We start from the raw sequence: 18,619 nt of genomic DNA on the forward strand, positions 1-18,619 counted from the left end.
TGTTTCCTTAAAAAGCGGTATATAGTTATCTTTCCAAATTATTTTAAACTGAAATAAATGTACACTTCAAAAATTACCGGTTTGGGATATTACGTACCCGAAAACGTGGTTACCAATGACGATCTTTCAAAATTAATGGATACCAACGATGCTTGGATCCAGGAACGTACGGGCATAAAAGAAAGAAGACATATAAAAAAGGGCGATGGCAACTCTACTTCGGTAATGGCAGTAAAAGCTTCAACCATCGCTTTGGAACGCGCCAAACTTAAACCTACTGATATTGATATGATTGTTTTTGCCACGCTAAGTCCCGATATGTATTTTCCCGGCGGTGGGGTAGAAGTACAAGAAATGATGGGAATGCGAACCATTCCCGCATTGGATGTACGCAACCAGTGCAGTGGTTTTGTGTATGCACTTTCCGTGGCCGATCAATTTGTGAAAACGGGAATGCACAAAAATATTTTGGTAATTGGCAGTGAAAACCATAGTGGCGGACTGGATATGACCACGCGCGGAAGAAATGTTTCCGTAATTTTTGGTGATGGCGCCGGTGCAGCGGTAGTTTCAAGGAATGAAACTGGAAAAGGTGGTATTCTCTCCACCCATCTTCACAGCGAAGGACAACATAAAAACGAGCTGTCATTGCAAGGACCGAGTACTAGTCATTGGGTGCCAGAAATTATTGCTGAAAATCCCCAAGAAAATATACCTTATTATCCAGTGATGAACGGTCAGTTCGTTTTTAAACACGCCATTGTCCGTTTTGCTGAGGTTATTCAAGAAGGATTGGAAGCTAATAATTTGAAGGTTGAAGATATTGATATGTTGATTCCGCATCAAGCAAATCTTCGTATTTCTCAATTTATTCAGCACAAATTGAAGCTTACCGACGATCAAGTTTTCAATAACATTCAAAAATATGGTAACACTACCGCTGCATCCATTCCAATCGCACTCACGGAAGCGTGGGAAGAAGGAAAAATCAAGGAAGGCGATCTGGTGGTCTTGGCAGCCTTTGGAAGTGGCTTTACGTGGGGAAGTGCTATTATTAGGTGGTAATATTACTTCTGCAAAAAATATAAAAAGCCTTTCAGAAATTGAAAGGCTTTTATTTTACCTAAAAATGGTATAATTCGTTAAAGGCTAATTCAAATAAATTATAAAATGAACTTTCAGGTATTATGTTGTAATAGACGAGATGCAATCGTGCATAGTTTCACCCCATATCACTTTTTAACAAAAGAATAACGGTCTAAAAAATTCCACCGCCTCCAGATGATGTGTTGTCGTCTCTGTTTTTTCTGCTCTTAGCACGGTAATTACTTCCTCCAAACCTATAGGATAAGCCAACGTAAATAGTATTACTCTCGTTTTTAAACTCCCCGCTCTGTGGGTAGGGCGTATTACCGCTGAAAACAAACTTCATAGAATCCAAAACGTCGTTATAATTTACACTGAATGTTCCGCGGCCTTCCCATAAAGTATAACGCGCTCCCAAATTGACGAAATATAGGGGTTCCGATTCAAACTGGATACCCTTGTTTTTTGCGCGATAAAGTCCAAAGGCCGAAAACGTAAGATCTTTGGTAATCGTAAAATTATTCGACATTCTTACATTCCAAGCTATGTTGTCTACTTCCGTCACTTGTGTTATTATGTCGTCAACTGTGGGAGTTCCTGTTGGATTTTCAAATGCTTCGGTAATTCCCTTTTGGGTTCGTTTGTAAAGTTCAAAACTTGTATTGAAGCTCCACCACTTTGTAAGTTTGTAATTTGACGAAAGTTCAATTCCGTATAAATCCGTGCTGCTAAAATTTTGAAAGGTGAGAATGGACCTATCTAAATTTGTGCGGTCAATAAGTATGGCGCGGTTTATTTCGTTATCAACCAATCGGTAAAATATTCCTCCCGTGATACTTCCCTTTTCTAAATTTCGGGTATAGTTGACCTCTATTGAATTGGTAAACTGTGGTTCCAGATTGATGTTTCCGAATGAAGAAATTAAAGGCGTGCTGAATTCGCGAATTGGATTCACCTGGTCGAGTCCGGGACGATCCACTCTACGACTGTAACTAAGCTGGTATTGGTTTTTTTCACTGGGAGAATAGGTAACAAAAGCGCTGGGGTATACCTGAAAATAATCGTTGGTGAAAGCACGTATCTTGTTGGTGTCAGCTTTTACGCTAACGTTTTCTACGCGTGCTCCTAGCTGATAAGACCACTTTTCGTAATTTTTTCCAAATGTGGCATATAGTGAATAAATATCGCGTACGTATTCAAAACGGGTTGAGGGGGTTGGTACCAATTCACCATTGGCATTATAACTTTCGCCGTTGGACGCATAATCGATATTAGTTTCAAATAGTCTCGCTTCCGCGCCGGCTTCAATTTTTACACTTTCTGAAAGTGGATTCACATAATCCAGATTTACGGTAAGTTGATTACGGTCTGTCTCGTCATTATCTGCAAAGTTTTCTAAAGGTGAAGCCCCGCTGAACACATATTTTCCCATGGTTTCATTTGAAAATATATTGTAGTCAGCCTCAAGTTCAAGCGTGTGATCGGTCTTTTCAAAATTCAGCTTATAATCAAAATTATATTGAGAAGAAATATTTTCATTGTCAAAATAGAATAACTGTTGCTGATTGAGGGAGGGTTGGTCTAAATAAAATATCGAAGAACTTCCCACGCCCAGTCCGTCATATAAATTTTGGTTAGTGAAGATGGATAGAGTGTTTTTATCATTTAAATAAAAATCTAATCCCACTTTGAAAAGATTGGATTTACTGTCATCCAAAAAGTGGATTACTTCTTTGGAATTGTTTAGTGAACGAGAAATGAGCCCATCGTTCTCGTTTTTGGATACATTGTTGCTAAGGTTGGCATACATGTTAAACTTTCCATTTCTGTAATTCATATCCAGGCCGGCGTTAAATTTGGCGTTTTCCTTATAGGTAAGCCCTACGGAAGCGTTGCCATTGAACCCCACATTTACATTTTTATGAAGAATAATATTTATTATTCCGCTCATACCCTCAGGATTGTATTTTGCCGAAGGGTTGGTAATGAGTTCAATTTGTTTAATGGATGAGGATGGAATTTGCTTCAGCAATTGCGCTACGGGAATGTTTGAAAGCTTGCCATCTACCATTACGCGGACATTTTGATTGCCGCGCATGGAGAGTTCACCGGTTTGTTGGTCAACGCTTACGGTTGGTAGGTTGTTCATGATATCGGAGGCTGTGGGACCAGCGGTAGAAAGATCTTTGCCCACATTTATTACCTTTTTGTCCAAACGTTGTTCAATGGTAGATCTTTCGGCCACAATGTTTACCTCATCAAGTGAAGCTATATCTTCTTCGAGTAATATATTGCCCAAATAAATATCTTCATTTCCTTTTGTGATGTTTATTTCAGTTGTAAAAACTTTATATCCTATATACTGGATAATTACTTGGCTCTTGCCTTCCGGTATTTTGTGGATTTCAAATTTCCCAGTATCGTCAGTTACTGCACCTGTAATAATTTCACCGTTTAAATTTTTTACCACTACCGCTACGTAGGGAAGCGGTTCGTTTAGGATTTTGTCTGTAACGCTACCATAAATATTGCCCGGTTTTTCTGAAGGGTCAACAGAAGCGTGTAGCGTGCCGAATGTGATGAATGCGATTAGCAATAAGATGTTTTTCATTTGTGTGATTGATGTTAATGATTTATGAATTAAAAAAGACCGATATATTGCAATAGATATTACCTTGTATAACATACTAACTCTGCAAATGTTACCGTACTTATATATACAAGACGATATTTATTTTTTTCTGTTACACCAAAAGTGAAGAATTTTTAAAAAAACAAACCCGAAGCAAGTGCTCCGGGTTTGAAATCTTTACTGCAATTATTAACACTAACCATCAACGTAAAAACTGCCGCAGTAAAGAATGAAATTCTAACTACTATATAGACGCCCAAGTTTTAGTAATGTTTCATGGTATTTTTCATTTTAACGAACATTTATGAAATCTTGCAGAAGAGAATTGTATTTTCATAAAAAAACAATCAAAATGAAGAAAACACTAGTACTAGGCGCTAGCCTAAATCCTGGGCGCTATTCTAACCTTGCAATAAACAGATTGGTAAGTTATGGCCACACTGTGGAAGCAGTGGGTTTAAAAAAGGGTATTGTTGCCGGTGTCGAGATTTCCACAGAAAAGGAACAATTTAAGGACATTGACACCGTGACACTCTATTTAAATCCCAAACGCCAAGAGGAATATTATGGGTATATTGTTTCGTTAAAGCCGAAGCGCGTCATTTTTAATCCGGGTACGGAAAACCCTGAGTTTTATGATATTCTCAAAAAGAACAATATTGAAATTGAGATTGCCTGTACCTTAGTTCTTTTGGGTACGAATCAATATTAGACCGAGAAATGTAAGCGCTCCGTTCAAAATAAGTATAAAAAATCCAAATTCAAAGTTTAAATAGGTGGTGCAAAAGGTACTTATTGCATACCCCAAAAAGGGAGTCAATATTGCCACTATGGGCACAAGTTTATCTTCTACTTTCCATTTTGTGAATAGTCCGTAAGCATAAAGTCCCAAAAGGGGGCCATAAGTGTATCCTGCAAAAACGAAAAGTTTTGCAATTACAGAATCATCAGCAATTACATATTTAAAAATAATAATAACGGCAATCAGCAAAAGTGAAACCAAGATGTGAATTAGCTTGCGAACGCGTATTTGTTTTGCTTCTTCATATTTTTTTTCAATTTCCAGAATATCAATACTGAATGAAGTAGTTAAAGCAGTTAATGCACTATCAGCACTACTGTAGGCCGCTGCAATCAATCCTAAAATAAAAAGAACCGCAACCCCAATCCCAAATTCGTTCTGCATAGCTAATGTGGGGTACAGTTGGTCTTTGTGGGCGTCAATTCCGTTTTGTGCTGCGTAAACAGTCAGTAGCAACCCAAGTACCAAAAACACAAAATTCACGATGATCAGGACAATGGTAAACCAAAACATGTTTTTCTGGGCATCCTTTAGATTTCTGCAGGTAAGGTTTTTTTGCATCATATCTTGGTCCAGCCCTGTCATTACAATTGCTATAAATGCTCCACTAATGAATTGTTTCACAAAATGATCGGCAGATTTCCAATCATCAACAAAGAAAATCTGGCTCATGTCGCTATTGGCAATGAAAGTGAAAAGTTGACTTCCCGAAAGTCCTAAATCTGTAGAAACATAATAGACCGAAACACCTACAGCTATTAACATGAACAGGGTTTGGAGCGTATCTGTCCATACAATTGTTTTTATCCCACTTTTAAAAGTATAAAGCCAAATTAGCAAAATAGTGATGGTAACGGTTACCCAAAAGGGGATGTTCATTGCGTCAAAAATCAAATTTTGTAGCACAACCGCAACTAAATAAAGTCGAAAACTTGCCCCCACAACTCTTGAAAGGAGGAAAAAGGAAGCGCCGGTTTTGTATGAGGCATTTCCAAATCTGCCCTCCAAATAGGTATAAATTGAAGTTAAGTTTAAACGATAATAAAGTGGAAGAAGTACGGTTCCAATCACCGCATAGCCTACAGTATAACCTAGAACCACTTGAAAGTAGCTAAACTTTGAAGCCTCTACCCAACCCGGAACTGAGATAAAAGTAACCCCGCTTAGAGAGGCGCCAATCATTCCAAAAGCGACCAAATACCACGGCGATTGTTTTCCTGCCTTAAAAAAATCAGCGTTACTGCCACCTCTATTTGTGAAATAGGAAATTAGAATTAGAACCAAAAAATATCCAAGAATAAGTAACAATATGTGTAAGGATTGCATAAAATTTAAGACTTCAATGGTTTAGCGTATTTTTTTGGTAAAAATACAAAGATTGGGTTCTTCAACATTTTTATTTTTAATACATTTGAAAACTTTGCATATATAATAACATAACTTCCTTAAAATTAAAAAGATGCGTTTTAAATTACTTCTATTTTTTACATTATTTTTTGGTTCTTTTGTCGTTCAGGCACAAGAATATCTTCAAATGATTGATGCGGGTACCTATAAGGTACAAGAGATTATTGACAGTGCCGAGGCTTACTTTGCAAATCGAGACAAGGGACGAGGTACTGGTTATAAACAATTCAAAAGATGGGAATACAACGCCCTGCGAATGATGAATGAGAATGGGTATCTTCCAAGTGTTGAAGAACGCCTAACCGAACTAGAACAATGGAATGCTTATTTAAATGCTACTGCAGCAAGCAGATCGGTTCTTAACGACAACTGGCAGGAACTTGGCCCTACAGATTGGAACGCCACTTCGGGTTGGAATCCTGGCGTGGGCAGAATTACAGGTCTTGCCATTGAGGAGGGAAATGAGAACCACATGATAATAGGCGCAAACACTGGGGGGGTATGGAGAACTATAGATGGAGCACAAACTTGGACGCCACTGTGTGATTATTTTTCTAATCTCTCTGTTTATAGTGTTGCGATTGATCCATTAGATTCTGACACCTACTTTTTTGGTTCAACTAACGGAAGGATTTTTAAATCCACAGATGCCGGCGCAACTTGGAACTTATTAGGTACTATTGGAAACAGTATTGTAAATAAAATCTTAATAAACCCATCCAACAACAATATTATTTTTGCGACCGCGGAAAATGTAGGTATTTATAGATCGACAGATAGTGGTGTGACTTGGAATGAGCCGGTTGCAGATACAAGAGGATATGATGTAGAGTTTAAGCCAGGAGACCTGTCAGTGGTATATGCTTCAGGAAGTGGCTTTCACAAATCTACTGATGGAGGTGCTACTTTTACAACCATTGGAGGTTTTGCCACGGGCCCTAAAATGATTGGCGTTTCGGCAAATGATCCAAACACAGTGTATGTGCTTGAAGCAACAGGAAGTAGATTTGGTGGATTTTACACCTCCAGCAATAGTGGAGATAGTTTTACAAAAATAAACCATGGAAGCCTAAACTTTTTTGGATACAGCACCAGTGGAAATGATAATAGTGGTCAGGCTCCACGAGATATGGGTATAGCAGTTAATCCTACCAATGTAAATGAGGTACATATTGCAGGTATACTTACTTGGCGATCTAGCAATGGTGGAACCACTTTTAGCTGTACTTCAGACTGGATTCCAGCAAATGCCGCTTCACAAAATATTGGTTATTGTCACGCAGATGTAGATGATCTTCAATATTATGGGACTACCTTGTATGCTATTACTGACGGGGGTGTTTATAAGGCTGAGAATACGGGTGCAGTGAATGCTAATTATTATGAAGACCTGACACAAGGTTTGGGAATTAGGCAATTTTATAAAATTGGGGTTTCACAAACAGCAGATGTTATTGTATCAGGAGGTGCACAGGACAATGGAACTTCTTTTTATACACAGGCAACCCAATGGAAAGATTGGTTGGGCGCTGATGGTATGGAATCTTTCATAGATAAAACAAATTCTAATATTTTTTATGGAACCAGCCAGAACGGTCAGCTGTATAGAAGCCAAAATGGCGGTAATTCTTATATCGGTATCAATGAGCCCGGAAGTGGCTCTGGAAATTGGGTAACACCCTTTGAACAAGATCCAATCCTTGTAAATACTGTGTATGTAGGTTATAACCGTGTTTATAAATCTTCAAATTTGGGTGGCAGTTGGACAAGCATTTCCCAAGACCTTATTGGAAATCTTGACAACATGAAAATTTCACCTACCAACAATCAGGTAATGTATGTTTCAAGAGGCCCTTTTCTCTTTAGAACCGAAGATGCTGGAGCTACGGATTGGGTACAAACAGCTTTTCCCGGAGGAACAATAAACTCAATAGCGATACACCCTACAAATCCCTATAAAATTGCAGTGGCAATTACCGGAAACAGCCGCGTTATGGTTTCCGAAGATGGAGGCGATACGTGGATAGATTATAAAAAGAACCTTCCCAACTTTAGTGCCTTGGCGCTTATCTGGGATAATAATGGTAAAGATGGCCTGTACCTAGGAATGGATTATGGTATCTACTATATTGACAATACATTTACAGATTGGCAACCATACAGTAACTTATTGCCAAATGTTATCATAAATGAATTGGATATAAACAATACAACAAACATGCTGTACGCAGCAACCTATGGAAGAGGCCTATGGGTATCGCCTTTGGTAGATGGAACAGCAGGTGTTAATGATACTATTTCTGAAGTTTCAGTAAGTATTTACCCAAATCCTGCAAGGGATTCGTTTACAGTTGCATTGCCAAAATCCCTAAATGCAGAGTTAAGAGTCTTTGATATTTCTGGTAAACTACTTATCTATGAAGCAGAAGCTTTGATTTCAAATAAGCATTCGGTTGATGTTTCATCGCTTTCTGCCGGTACATATTTTGTTCGGATCAACAGTGAAGAAGGTACAGCAACCAAAAAACTTCTTATAAACTAAGAACCTTTTTATATTAGGAATGCTTCGGGAAAAGCCTCTTTTTCTGAAGCATTTTTTTTATATTGGCAGCACGAATCAGGCTATGGAATTTTCTTCAAAACTTCTTGAAAACGCAGTAAACGAAATGTCCCAACTCCCCGGAATTGGTAAACGTACCGCCCTGCGATTGGTGCTTCACTTACTAAAACAATCTAAAGAACAAACTCAAAACTTAACCGCTAGTTTGCTGAAAATGCGCGAGGAAATAAACTTTTGCGCAAATTGCCACAATATTAGCGATGCCAAGCTTTGTGAAATATGTGCCAATCCGCGCCGCGATGAACAATTGGTTTGTGTGGTTGAGGACATACGCGATGTAATGGCCATTGAAAATACCAGTCAATACCGTGGCCACTACCACGTGTTGGGCGGAAAAATTTCCCCGATGGATGGCATTGGCCCTGGCGATTTGACCATTCCATCTTTAGTTGAGAAAGTAAAATCCGGAAACGTGCGCGAACTTATTTTTGCGCTCAGTTCTACCATGGAAGGGGACACTACTAATTTTTATATCTATAAACAGATTGAGCCATACCATATAACCACCACCACCATTGCCCGTGGCATTTCAGTTGGCGATGAGCTTGAATATGCAGATGAGGTTACGCTGGGCCGAAGCATCCTGCACCGTATTCCTTTTGAATCTTCATTAAAAAGCACATAAGTTTTGAAACTATCTGTTGTTATACTTAATTATAATGTGCGCTTTTTTTTGGAGCAGTGCATTCGTTCCGTTCAAAAAGCCATCCAGCATTGGGATGCCGAAATCATTGTAATCGACAATGATTCAAAGGACGATAGCTGCCAAATGGTCAAAACCCTTTTTCCAAATGTAGTCTTGATTGAAAATAAGGAAAATGTAGGTTTCAGCAAGGCAAATAATCAAGCTGTGGCTGTTGCAAAAGGTGAATACCTATGTATTCTGAACCCAGATACTGCTGTTTCCGAAGATACTTTTAGAAAAACCATTGAGTATTATGAGAGTGTCGAAAAGATTGGTGCCCTGGGCGTTTATTTAATGGATGGAACAGGGAATTTCCTACCCGAAAGCAAAAGAAATCTTCCAACTCCAAAAGTCTCTTTGATGAAACTCACCGGTTTTACCCAGAAATATTATGCAAATCATATTATCGATAGTGAAAAAGGCGAAGTAGAAGTACTGGTAGGTGCTTTTATGATTTTGAAAAAAAGTATTTACAATGAAGTGGGCGGATTTGACGAGGATTATTTTATGTATGGCGAGGACATAGATTTTTCGTACAAAATAACAAATGCCGGTTATAAAAATCATTACCTGGGAAACACTACCGTACTGCACTATAAAGGGGAAAGCACCAAAAAGGATGACGCATACTTTGAGCGCTTTTACGGGGCAATGCAGATTTTTTACCAAAAACATTTCAATAAAAACTTTCTATTGGGAAGTTCCGTGTCTGCCGGAGTTGCCTTGGCCAAAGCTGTACATAAAATTTCTTTCGATAAAAAAGTGGAACCACTTCCTACTTTGGATCGAAATTACTTCTTCACCGAAAATATTGAATTACTGGAAAAACTCTCTGAGAGTACAGCCACTATTTTCCAAATGGTTTCAAAAAATATGCATCCCTTGGTTTCCTTAGAAAACAGTCTGCTAGTTTTTGATGCTGAGTATATTTCCTATGCGGAAATTTTCAAATTGATGAAACAATTGAAAAACAAAAACAATCTTTTCCGCATACGTCCTGCGGGCTGCAACTTTATAATAGGGAGCGACCAAAGTGACGAAAAGGGTGGTGTGGTTGTTTTTTAAGAAATTTGAAACCCAGAACGAACAAATTTTAACTAATTTTGCAAGGTTTTTAAAACAAGCACATTTGTGCTTACCAAATTCGACATTGAAAAAGTATTATGGCAAAATTTGAATTGAAACTGCCCAAAATGGGTGAGAGTGTTGCAGAGGCAACCTTGACTAACTGGCTAAAGGAAGTGGGCGATACCATCGAGGCTGATGAGGCTGTGCTTGAAATCGCTACCGATAAGGTAGATAGCGAAGTACCCAGCGAGGTAGATGGCGTTTTGATTGAAAAACTTTTCAACGTTGATGATGTAGTGCAAGTTGGGCAGACCATCGCTATAATTGAAACCGCCGGCGGAAGTAACGGAAGTGAAAAGGCCGTTGCCGAAAGCACTCCTTCCCCAGAAGTTGTGAAGGAAGTTGAAAAGCAAGTAGAAACCGCAAAACAAGCTACCCAGGCCCCAATTGAAAATAGCGGAGACCGCTTTTATTCGCCTTTGGTTAAAAATATTGCAGCTGCCGAAGGTATTTCGCAAGCTGAACTTGACGGAATTTCCGGTACGGGAAAAGACGGTCGCGTAACCAAAAACGATATTTTGGAATATGTTGAAAACCGTTCCTCTTCAAAAACAGAAACACCCCAGCCACAAACAGTAGTGGAGGCAAAAAATCCTGAAACGGCAAAAACTACGGAATCTGTAAAACCTAAAGCTCCGGTTTCAGTTAGTGGTGAGGATGAAATTGTTGAAATGACCCGAATGGGCAAACTCATTGCGCACCACATGGTTGAAAGTACTCAAACTTCAGCACACGTGCAGTCTTTTGTGGAGTGCGATGTTACCAACGTTTGGAACTGGAGAAATAAAGTAAAGAACACCTTTGCGAAACGCGAAGGGGAGAATCTTACTTTCACCCCAATATTTATGGAAGCCGTTGCAAAAGCGCTGAAAGACTTCCCCATGATGAATATTTCCGTTGACGGGAATAATATTATTAAGCGTAAAAATATAAACTTGGGAATGGCTGCGGCGCTGCCCGACGGAAATCTAATTGTTCCGGTAATTAAAAACGCCGATAGATTAAATCTAGTTGGAATGAGCAAAGCGGTAAACGACCTTGCAAACCGTGCGCGCGAAAACAAATTAAAACCAGACGAGATACAGGGCGGAACCTACACGGTTACCAATGTGGGAACCTTTGGAAGCATCATGGGAACACCTATTATAAACCAGCCACAAGTGGGTATTTTGGCTTTGGGTGCCATCCGCAAAGTACCTGCGGTTATTGAAACTCCAGAGGGTGATTTTATTGGTATTCGCCATAAAATGTTCCTTTCGCACAGTTACGACCACAGGGTGGTGAACGGTGCTTTGGGCGGACAATTTGTTAAGCGAGTTGCCGAATATTTGGAAGCTTGGGACGTTAATCGAGAATTTTAAAACATCGATATTTTGAAAAAAGGGAGGTTTTGAAATCAAAACCTCCCTTTTCCTTTTTTATGCGTCTTCAAAACTTCAATTAAAAGTATCTTTGCGCAACAAAACAAAACAATGGAACTCAATTTAAAAAAACCAATCTGTTTCTTCGATCTTGAAACCACCGGAATCAATGTGGCAACAGACAGAATTGTAGAAATAGCAATATTAAAAGTATTCCCAAATGGAAACAAGGAAAGCCACACTTGGCGCGTAAACCCTGAAATGCCCATTCCCGCAGAATCTTCCGCCATCCACGGAATTACTGATGAAATGGTGGCAAACGAACCAACCTTTAAGGAATTGGCGTCAAAAATATATGCACTTATAAAAGATAGTGATTTGGGTGGTTTTAATTCAAACCGTTTTGACATTCCATTGCTGGCCGAAGAATTGCTCCGTGCCGAAGTGGATTTTGATATGAAAAAGGCACTTTCGGTAGATGTGCAGACCATTTTTCATAAAATGGAAAAGCGAACCTTGGAAGCGGCCTATAAATTTTATTGCAACAAAGATTTAACCGATGCGCACAGTGCCGCTGCTGATACAAACGCAACCTACGAAGTTTTAAAGGCACAGCTTGACAAATATCCTGATTTGGAAAATGATGTAAATTTTCTTGCAGATTTCAGTTCGCACCGTGACCATGCAGATTTTGCAGGCTTCATAAGTTATAACGAAGAAGGTGTTGAGGTCTTTTCTTTCGGAAAATATAAAGGAAGTTTGGTTACTGAAATTTTGGAAAAAGATTCTGGCTACTTTGGTTGGTTGTTAAATGCGGATTTTCCACTTTATACCAAGAAAGTATTGACCAGAATCCGACTTCAGAAGTTAAATACAAAATTCTAAATTTATAATGAAGATAATCTGTATTGGTCGAAATTACGCAGACCACATAAAAGAACTGGACAACGCAAAACCAACCGACCCGGTTATTTTTTTAAAGCCAGATACTGCAATATTATTAAAGAAGCAACCGTTTTTTATTCCAGAGTTTTCAAATGAAGTGCATCATGAAGTGGAATTACTGGTTCGAATTAATAGAATTGGTAAACATATTGACCAAAAATTTGCTCATAAATATTATGATGAAATAGGCTTGGGGATAGATTTTACTGCACGGGATTTACAGACAGAATTAAAGGAGAAGGGATTGCCTTGGGAAAAGGCAAAAGCGTTTGACGGTTCTGCAGTTATTGGAAATTTCATTGATAAAGAGCAATTTACAGATATAAACAACATAGAATTTAGCTTAAAAAAGAATGGAAAAACCATTCAAAATGGTAATTCTATGCTGATGATGTGGAAAATCGATGCTTTAATCGAATATATTTCAAAATATTTTACCTTGAAAATTGGGGATATTATCTTTACAGGAACTCCCGCAGGGGTTGGTAGTGTTAAAGCTGACGATGTGTTAACGGGATATATAGGGAAAACAGAAATGTTCTCCATTAAAGTTAAGTAAGATGACTAAATATTATGCAAAAGAGAATCTTAGCGAAATTGCTGATGGAGATCAGGAATTTTTACGGGTTCTTGCACAAACATTTTTAGATGAGATTCCCCCTGATTTACAATCCATGGAAGAAGCCATTGAGAATGAAAACAGGGAATTGGCATATCAGTTTGCCCATAAAATGAAACCAAACATTGAAATGTTCGGTATAGATGCGCTCAAGGATATTACAAGTATCGAGGCGTGGTCAAAGACATCCAAAAGCAAAGCTACGGTTCTTCCGCATCTGGAAAATGTGCTTGGCACATTAAACCATGTTTTTGACGAACTGAGAGAAGACTTCCAATTATAATATGCTCGCAGAAATTATTACCATAGGCGATGAGATTCTCATAGGCCAGATCGTTGATACCAATTCGGCTTACATTTCAAAAGAATTGAACAAAATTGGGGTAAAGGTCTATCAGATTACCTCTGTGCAGGATGAGCGGGAACATATTCTACAAGCGTTTAAGGATGCAAAAGAACATGCCGATTTAATTATTATCACTGGGGGTTTGGGCCCTACCAAAGACGATATTACCAAACAGACGTTTTGCGATTTTTTTAATGATACTTTGGTTGAGGACCAAAGTGTGATTGAAAACGTAAAACACCTTTTTGAAAAATACCAGCTCAATAAACCTTTGCCCGCAAACTTTCGTCAGGCAATGGTCCCTTCCAAGGCTACTATCTTGATGAATAAGTACGGTACCGCTCCCGGAATGTGGATGGAAAAAGACGAAATTGTTTTTGTATCACTTCCCGGTGTCCCCTATGAAATGAAGCATTTATTGCAAGAGGAAGTTTTACCCCGAGTAATTAAGCGTTTCAATAGGCCGCATATTTATCATAAAACGCTTTTAACTTATGGTTTGGGCGAAAGCGCCATTGCCGAACGCATTGCCGACTGGGAAAACGCCTTGCCGGAGGAAGTAAAACTTGCCTATTTGCCATCTTTGGGAAAAGTGCGTCTCCGCTTATCTTCAACGGGAAATGACGAAAGAGTACTAAAGGAAAGCATTGACTCAAGAATGGAAATCTTGAATGAAATGCTGTCGGATATTGCAATTGGATATGAAGATGAAACCAGTATAATTGGTAGGATTGCACATATTTTAACTCAAAAGAACCAAACCTTAAGTTTGGCAGAAAGCTGTACTGGAGGAGCAATTGCAGAAAATATAACAGCCGAGCCGGGCGCTTCTTCCTTTTTTCTGGGAAGTATTGTCCCATATAAAACTGAATTAAAAACTAAAATACTCGGGGTTCCATCTTCCATAATAGAAGAATTTTCCGTTGTTAGCATTGAGGTGGCCGAAAGTATGGCGCTTAATTGCAACAAACTTTTTGCGACTGATTATGCCATTGCCACTACAGGGATTGCGGGCCCCACAAAAGGTGATGGCATAGATGAAGTAGGTACGGTATGCATTGCTATTGCTACTCCAGATGGCGTTGTGTCAGAAAAATTCAACTTTGGAAATGACCGTTACCGTGTGATTAAAAAGACAACAAATAAAGTCTTTGAGATGCTCCTGAAAGAAATTTCGAAAAACTAATTTTCTTTTGTTGTACATCACAAAAGAATTACTTAAATTTGCACCCTGTTTTAAAAATAACTTAAAAAGGTTAAGGAATGTCAAGAGTTTGTGAACTTACCGGAAAGAAAGCGATGGTTGGAAATAACGTATCGCACGCAATGAATAAAACCAAACGTAAGTTTGATGTAAACTTGCTCAAAAAGCGTTTTTATATTCCAGAGGAAGACAAATGGGTTACCCTTCGTGTTTCAGCTTCTGCTATAAAGGACATCAATAAAAAAGGTATTTCTGCGGTTATGAAAGAAGCCCGCGAAAAAGGCTTTTTAACTAAATAATTGCAATAATCAATAAAGTCTGTTACAATGGCTAAAAAAGGAAATAGAGTACAAGTGATTTTGGAGTGCACAGAGCACAAGGAGTCTGGACAACCAGGAACTTCACGTTATATCACTACCAAAAACAAAAAGAATACACCGGACAGAATGGAGTTGAAAAAATTCAACCCAATCCTGAAGAAAATGACGGTTCATAAAGAGATTAAATAATATAAGTCATGGCAAAGAAATCAGTAGCATCGTTACAAACAGGTTCAAAGCGTTTAACCAAAGCAATAAAAATGGTTAAATCGCCAAAAACAGGAGCATATACATTTACTGAAGCTATCATGGCTCCAGAATTTGTAAACGACTGGTTGAACAAAAAATAACCAGCTTAAAATATTAAGTAAAAGCCACTTTTTTGCGAAGGTGGCTTTTCGTATTTTTGCCTTTTTGAAAAATTGCAATATTAAATTTTTCACTAGCTAACAACCTACAACTGAAATATGAGTTTATTCAAAAAAATATTTTCAAAAGAAAAAAAGGAAACCCTCGATAAAGGGCTTGAAAAAACAAAGACATCCTTTTTTGACAAACTGAGCAAAGCCGTTGCTGGCAAGAGCAAAGTGGACGATGATGTTTTGGACAACCTTGAAGAGGTTTTGGTCTCCAGCGATGTTGGCGTAAACACCACCCTTAAGGTAATTGATAGAATTGAAGCTCGTGTTGCCAAGGATAAATATGTGGGAACCGATGAGTTGAATAAAATTCTCCGTGAGGAAATAGCAGGTCTTTTAAGCGAAATAGATTCAGGAAACGCCACAGATTTTGAAATTCCCGCAAACAAAAAACCATATGTAATTATGGTTGTGGGTGTAAATGGCGTGGGGAAAACAACTACTATCGGTAAACTTGCCTATCAATTTAAAAAAGCTGGAAAGAAAGTAGTTTTGGGAGCTGCGGATACTTTCCGGGCTGCGGCAATTGACCAGCTTCAAATTTGGGCAGATAGAACTGATGTTACAATCGTAAAGCAAAGCATGGGCAGCGATCCTGCCAGTGTTGCGTTTGATACTTTGCAAAGTGCTGTAAACCAAAATGCAGATGTGGTTATCATTGATACTGCTGGCCGACTTCACAACAAAGTGAACTTAATGAACGAGCTTACAAAGGTAAAACGTGTTATGCAAAAAGTAATCCCCGATGCACCGCATGATGTGCTTTTAGTGTTGGATGGTTCTACAGGACAAAATGCTTTTGAACAAGCCAAGCAGTTTACCGCCGCAACCGAAGTTACATCTCTTGCCGTCACAAAACTAGATGGAACTGCCAAGGGAGGCGTGGTGATTGGGATTAGTGATCAATTCCAGATTCCTGTGAAGTATATTGGCGTAGGCGAGGGAATGGAAGATCTTCAGGTATTTAACAAATTTGAGTTTGTTGATTCTTTCTTTAAGTAATTTCTTTGAAAAAAAATAAGCTACGAATTCATGAATATTTTTTATTCTTAAATTCGTGGCCAAAATCTTTAATCTTTTCTCTTTTCTTCTCTCTTATTTAGAGTGTTTCCTTCAGCCAATTAAAAAACTCCCGTTGCCAAACGAGCGCGTTCTGTGGCTGCAAGACCCAGTGGTTTTCTTCGGGAAAATAAACCAGTTTGCTTTTTATTCCCTTTAACTGTGCAGCCTGAAAAGCACCCAGGCCTTGTTCAATAGGCACACGATAATCTTTTCCGCCCTGAACGATCATAATGGGAGTATCCCATTTGTCAACGTAGGTTATGGGATTGAATTCATTGAAGGATTTTTGTGCTTTTGCATTGTCTTTTTCCCAATAAGCACCCCCCATATCGTAGTTCACAAAAAATAATTCTTCAGTGGTTCCGTACATTGCTCGGGTATCAAAAACGCCGTCGTGGGCAATAAAGGTTTTGAAACGTCCATTGTGATTTCCTGCCAACCAAAACACGGAATAACCACCAAAACTAGCTCCAATAGCGCCCAATCGGTCTTTGTCCACATAGGATTCTTTAGAAATATCGTCAATGGCATCTAGGTAATCCTGCATAGCACCGCCACCCCAATCGCCACTTATAGCTTCGTTCCATTCCACGCCGTGACCTGGCATTCCGCGGCGGTTTGGTGCTACAATAATGTAACCCTGGGAAGCCATCAATTGAAAATTCCATCGTGTAGAATAAAACTGTGATAGTGCCGATTGTGGCCCGCCCTGTGCATAAAGTAGCGTTGGATATTTTTTGTTTTTGTCAAAGTTGGGAGGAAGAATAACCCAAACCAACATTTGCTTTCCGTCCTTAGTTGTTACCATTCTCTTTTCAACTGTTGGCAAATCAAGTTTTCCGTAGAATTCGTTGTTTACTTGGGTAAGTTGCTTAAAGGTTTTGCTCTTCAAATCAAAAGAGAATATTTCCGAAGCGTGGTTCATATCTGTTCGGGTAACAATCAGTTGGCCGTTGTTTTCTGCAACAATACCCGTAACGTCAAATTGCCCTTTTGAAAGTTGTTCAACAACCGCCATTTTTCGTGTCTTTCCGGGATAATCAACTTTAAAAATTTGTTGTGTTCCATCTACAGGAGCCGTGAAATAAATGTCTTTATTGTTATTTGCCCAAAGAAATCCGTTAACCGTTCCATCCCATTGAGAAGTAAGGTTTTGTTTTACGCCATTTTCCAAAACGATAATATCATTCTTATCGGCTTCATAACCATCCGTTTTCATTTGAAGATAAGCTAGCGCACCTTCTGTTGAAAAGGCCGGTTGGGTATCATAGCCTTTGTTTTCTTCGGTAATATTTTCTGTCTGTTTGCTGGCAAGGTTGTATTTATAAATATCTGTATTGGTGCTTAGGGCATAATCAGTGCCCGCCTTCTTTTTGCTTACATAATAAATGTTTTCACCTTTGGGGCCCCAAATATAGTCCTCGTCACCACCAAATGGTTTTTGTGGTGTGTAATAAGGTTGGCCTGGCGTAATATCGGTTTCGGCGCCAGTGTTTATATCTTTATAAAAAACGTGATTGTAGGAACCATCGTTCCAAGTGTCCCAATGCCTATAATCTAAGGAAGTATAAACATAGACATCACTTTTTGGGAGGTCGCTGTAAATATCCTTTCCTGTAACTTCCTTTATCTCTACTGGTTTATCAATCAACATATACTGTCCATTTGGCGAAAGATTCTTGTCGGTAACCTTTGCTTCCTCTTTAGAGATTTCAGTAAAATTTCCTCCACTAATTGGCATTTTGTAAAATTTGGAATCAAAACTATTCTCTTCCACATTTGGAGTTGCTACTTTATAAAAAAGTTCTTTTCCGTCAGGGGAAATACCTATAGGGCTCACTTTTTTCACCTGCCATAAAAGTTCAGGTGTCATTTTTTGGGCAAACACAATTCCGGCGCAAAGAAAGGCCAGTAAGAAGATAATTTTTTTCATTTTAAAAGTATTTTTTAGATGCGTAAAGTTACTTAAAAAGTCGCAGTGTT

Annotated in this window: 17 protein-coding genes; 14 read left to right on the forward strand and 3 right to left on the reverse strand. The window is 38.8% G+C overall.

The window, feature by feature from the left end:
• Positions 1-57: 57 nt before the first annotated feature.
• Positions 58-1,065 carry a 3-oxoacyl-ACP synthase III family protein gene (locus JK629_RS09535; protein WP_202335402.1) on the forward strand — a complete coding sequence of 336 codons (1,008 nt, stop codon included), beginning with the start codon at positions 58-60 and terminating at the stop codon, positions 1,063-1,065.
• A 193-nt stretch (positions 1,066-1,258) separates the two neighbouring features.
• Here the strand turns inward: JK629_RS09535 and JK629_RS09540 are convergent, their stop codons facing one another.
• Entirely contained in the window at positions 1,259-3,697 is a 2,439-nt protein-coding gene (locus JK629_RS09540; RefSeq protein WP_202335403.1) for an outer membrane beta-barrel family protein, read from the reverse strand.
• Between the two features lie 373 nt (positions 3,698-4,070).
• Between JK629_RS09540 and JK629_RS09545 the strand changes: the two genes are divergently transcribed.
• Entirely contained in the window at positions 4,071-4,430 is a 360-nt protein-coding gene (locus JK629_RS09545; protein WP_202335404.1) for a CoA-binding protein, read from the forward strand.
• Here JK629_RS09545 and JK629_RS09550 read toward each other — a convergent pair.
• On the reverse strand, positions 4,401-5,846 hold the full coding sequence (locus tag JK629_RS09550) for a sodium:solute symporter (RefSeq protein ID WP_202335405.1): 1,446 nt from the start codon (positions 5,844-5,846) through the stop codon (positions 4,401-4,403). The genes JK629_RS09545 and JK629_RS09550 overlap by 30 nt on opposite strands.
• Positions 5,847-5,979: 133 nt before the next feature.
• On the opposite strand from JK629_RS09550, the gene JK629_RS09555 reads away from it, so the two are divergent.
• The 12 genes from JK629_RS09555 (at position 5,980) to ftsY (ending at position 16,576) form a co-directional block, all read left to right on the forward strand.
• A complete protein-coding gene (locus tag JK629_RS09555) occupies positions 5,980-8,469 on the forward strand; it encodes a T9SS type A sorting domain-containing protein (protein ID WP_202335406.1) in 2,490 nt (829 codons plus the stop codon).
• 82 nt (positions 8,470-8,551) lie between these two features.
• Positions 8,552-9,172: a recombination mediator RecR gene (gene recR / locus JK629_RS09560; RefSeq protein WP_202335407.1), complete on the forward strand. Its 621-nt coding sequence runs from the start codon at positions 8,552-8,554 to the stop codon at positions 9,170-9,172.
• 3 nt (positions 9,173-9,175) lie between these two features.
• Positions 9,176-10,297 carry a glycosyltransferase family 2 protein gene (locus tag JK629_RS09565; RefSeq protein ID WP_202335408.1) on the forward strand — a complete coding sequence of 374 codons (1,122 nt, stop codon included), beginning with the start codon at positions 9,176-9,178 and terminating at the stop codon, positions 10,295-10,297.
• 98 nt (positions 10,298-10,395) lie between these two features.
• Complete coding sequence (locus JK629_RS09570) at positions 10,396-11,721, forward strand: dihydrolipoamide acetyltransferase family protein (RefSeq protein WP_202335409.1); 1,326 nt, start codon at positions 10,396-10,398, stop codon at positions 11,719-11,721.
• A gap of 111 nt (positions 11,722-11,832) precedes the next feature.
• Positions 11,833-12,606: a 3'-5' exonuclease gene (locus JK629_RS09575; RefSeq protein WP_202335410.1), complete on the forward strand. Its 774-nt coding sequence runs from the start codon at positions 11,833-11,835 to the stop codon at positions 12,604-12,606.
• 7 nt (positions 12,607-12,613) lie between these two features.
• On the forward strand, positions 12,614-13,225 hold the full coding sequence (locus JK629_RS09580) for a fumarylacetoacetate hydrolase family protein (RefSeq protein WP_202335411.1): 612 nt from the start codon (positions 12,614-12,616) through the stop codon (positions 13,223-13,225).
• A 1-nt stretch (position 13,226) separates the two neighbouring features.
• The gene (locus JK629_RS09585) at positions 13,227-13,568 is read left to right on the forward strand and encodes an Hpt domain-containing protein (RefSeq protein ID WP_202335412.1); all 342 of its coding nucleotides are present in this window, start codon (positions 13,227-13,229) and stop codon (positions 13,566-13,568) included.
• Position 13,569: 1 nt separating this feature from the next.
• The gene (locus tag JK629_RS09590; RefSeq protein ID WP_202335413.1) at positions 13,570-14,817 is read left to right on the forward strand and encodes a competence/damage-inducible protein A; all 1,248 of its coding nucleotides are present in this window, start codon (positions 13,570-13,572) and stop codon (positions 14,815-14,817) included.
• 77 nt (positions 14,818-14,894) lie between these two features.
• The gene (rpmB, locus tag JK629_RS09595) at positions 14,895-15,134 is read left to right on the forward strand and encodes a 50S ribosomal protein L28 (protein WP_014782807.1); all 240 of its coding nucleotides are present in this window, start codon (positions 14,895-14,897) and stop codon (positions 15,132-15,134) included.
• Between the two features lie 27 nt (positions 15,135-15,161).
• Positions 15,162-15,344 carry a 50S ribosomal protein L33 gene (rpmG, locus tag JK629_RS09600; protein WP_081211513.1) on the forward strand — a complete coding sequence of 61 codons (183 nt, stop codon included), beginning with the start codon at positions 15,162-15,164 and terminating at the stop codon, positions 15,342-15,344.
• 8 nt (positions 15,345-15,352) lie between these two features.
• Positions 15,353-15,505 (forward strand): DUF4295 domain-containing protein, encoded by a 153-nt coding sequence (locus JK629_RS09605; protein ID WP_076692490.1) that lies wholly within the window; start codon positions 15,353-15,355, stop codon positions 15,503-15,505.
• 117 nt (positions 15,506-15,622) lie between these two features.
• Positions 15,623-16,576 carry a signal recognition particle-docking protein FtsY gene (gene ftsY / locus JK629_RS09610; protein WP_202335414.1) on the forward strand — a complete coding sequence of 318 codons (954 nt, stop codon included), beginning with the start codon at positions 15,623-15,625 and terminating at the stop codon, positions 16,574-16,576.
• Positions 16,577-16,673: 97 nt separating this feature from the next.
• Here the strand turns inward: ftsY and JK629_RS09615 are convergent, their stop codons facing one another.
• Positions 16,674-18,569: a S9 family peptidase gene (locus tag JK629_RS09615; protein WP_202335415.1), complete on the reverse strand. Its 1,896-nt coding sequence runs from the start codon at positions 18,567-18,569 to the stop codon at positions 16,674-16,676.
• Positions 18,570-18,619 lie beyond the last annotated feature (50 nt).

The sequence above is a fragment of the Aequorivita iocasae genome (assembly GCF_016757735.1).
Classification (GTDB): domain Bacteria; phylum Bacteroidota; class Bacteroidia; order Flavobacteriales; family Flavobacteriaceae; genus Aequorivita; species Aequorivita iocasae.

Coding starts and splice junctions, on each gene's coding strand:
- JK629_RS09550 (WP_202335405.1), bottom strand. CDS start 5,846: ATGCAATCCTTACACATATTGTTACTTATTCTTGGATATTTTTTGGTT.
- JK629_RS09555 (WP_202335406.1), top strand. CDS start 5,980: ATGCGTTTTAAATTACTTCTATTTTTTACATTATTTTTTGGTTCTTTT.
- JK629_RS09535 (WP_202335402.1), top strand. CDS start 58: ATGTACACTTCAAAAATTACCGGTTTGGGATATTACGTACCCGAAAAC.
- rpmG (WP_081211513.1), top strand. CDS start 15,162: ATGGCTAAAAAAGGAAATAGAGTACAAGTGATTTTGGAGTGCACAGAG.
- JK629_RS09545 (WP_202335404.1), top strand. CDS start 4,071: ATGAAGAAAACACTAGTACTAGGCGCTAGCCTAAATCCTGGGCGCTAT.
- JK629_RS09590 (WP_202335413.1), top strand. CDS start 13,570: ATGCTCGCAGAAATTATTACCATAGGCGATGAGATTCTCATAGGCCAG.
- JK629_RS09615 (WP_202335415.1), bottom strand. CDS start 18,569: ATGAAAAAAATTATCTTCTTACTGGCCTTTCTTTGCGCCGGAATTGTG.
- ftsY (WP_202335414.1), top strand. CDS start 15,623: ATGAGTTTATTCAAAAAAATATTTTCAAAAGAAAAAAAGGAAACCCTC.
- recR (WP_202335407.1), top strand. CDS start 8,552: ATGGAATTTTCTTCAAAACTTCTTGAAAACGCAGTAAACGAAATGTCC.
- JK629_RS09605 (WP_076692490.1), top strand. CDS start 15,353: ATGGCAAAGAAATCAGTAGCATCGTTACAAACAGGTTCAAAGCGTTTA.
- JK629_RS09575 (WP_202335410.1), top strand. CDS start 11,833: ATGGAACTCAATTTAAAAAAACCAATCTGTTTCTTCGATCTTGAAACC.
- JK629_RS09570 (WP_202335409.1), top strand. CDS start 10,396: ATGGCAAAATTTGAATTGAAACTGCCCAAAATGGGTGAGAGTGTTGCA.
- JK629_RS09540 (WP_202335403.1), bottom strand. CDS start 3,697: ATGAAAAACATCTTATTGCTAATCGCATTCATCACATTCGGCACGCTA.
- JK629_RS09585 (WP_202335412.1), top strand. CDS start 13,227: ATGACTAAATATTATGCAAAAGAGAATCTTAGCGAAATTGCTGATGGA.
- rpmB (WP_014782807.1), top strand. CDS start 14,895: ATGTCAAGAGTTTGTGAACTTACCGGAAAGAAAGCGATGGTTGGAAAT.
- JK629_RS09580 (WP_202335411.1), top strand. CDS start 12,614: ATGAAGATAATCTGTATTGGTCGAAATTACGCAGACCACATAAAAGAA.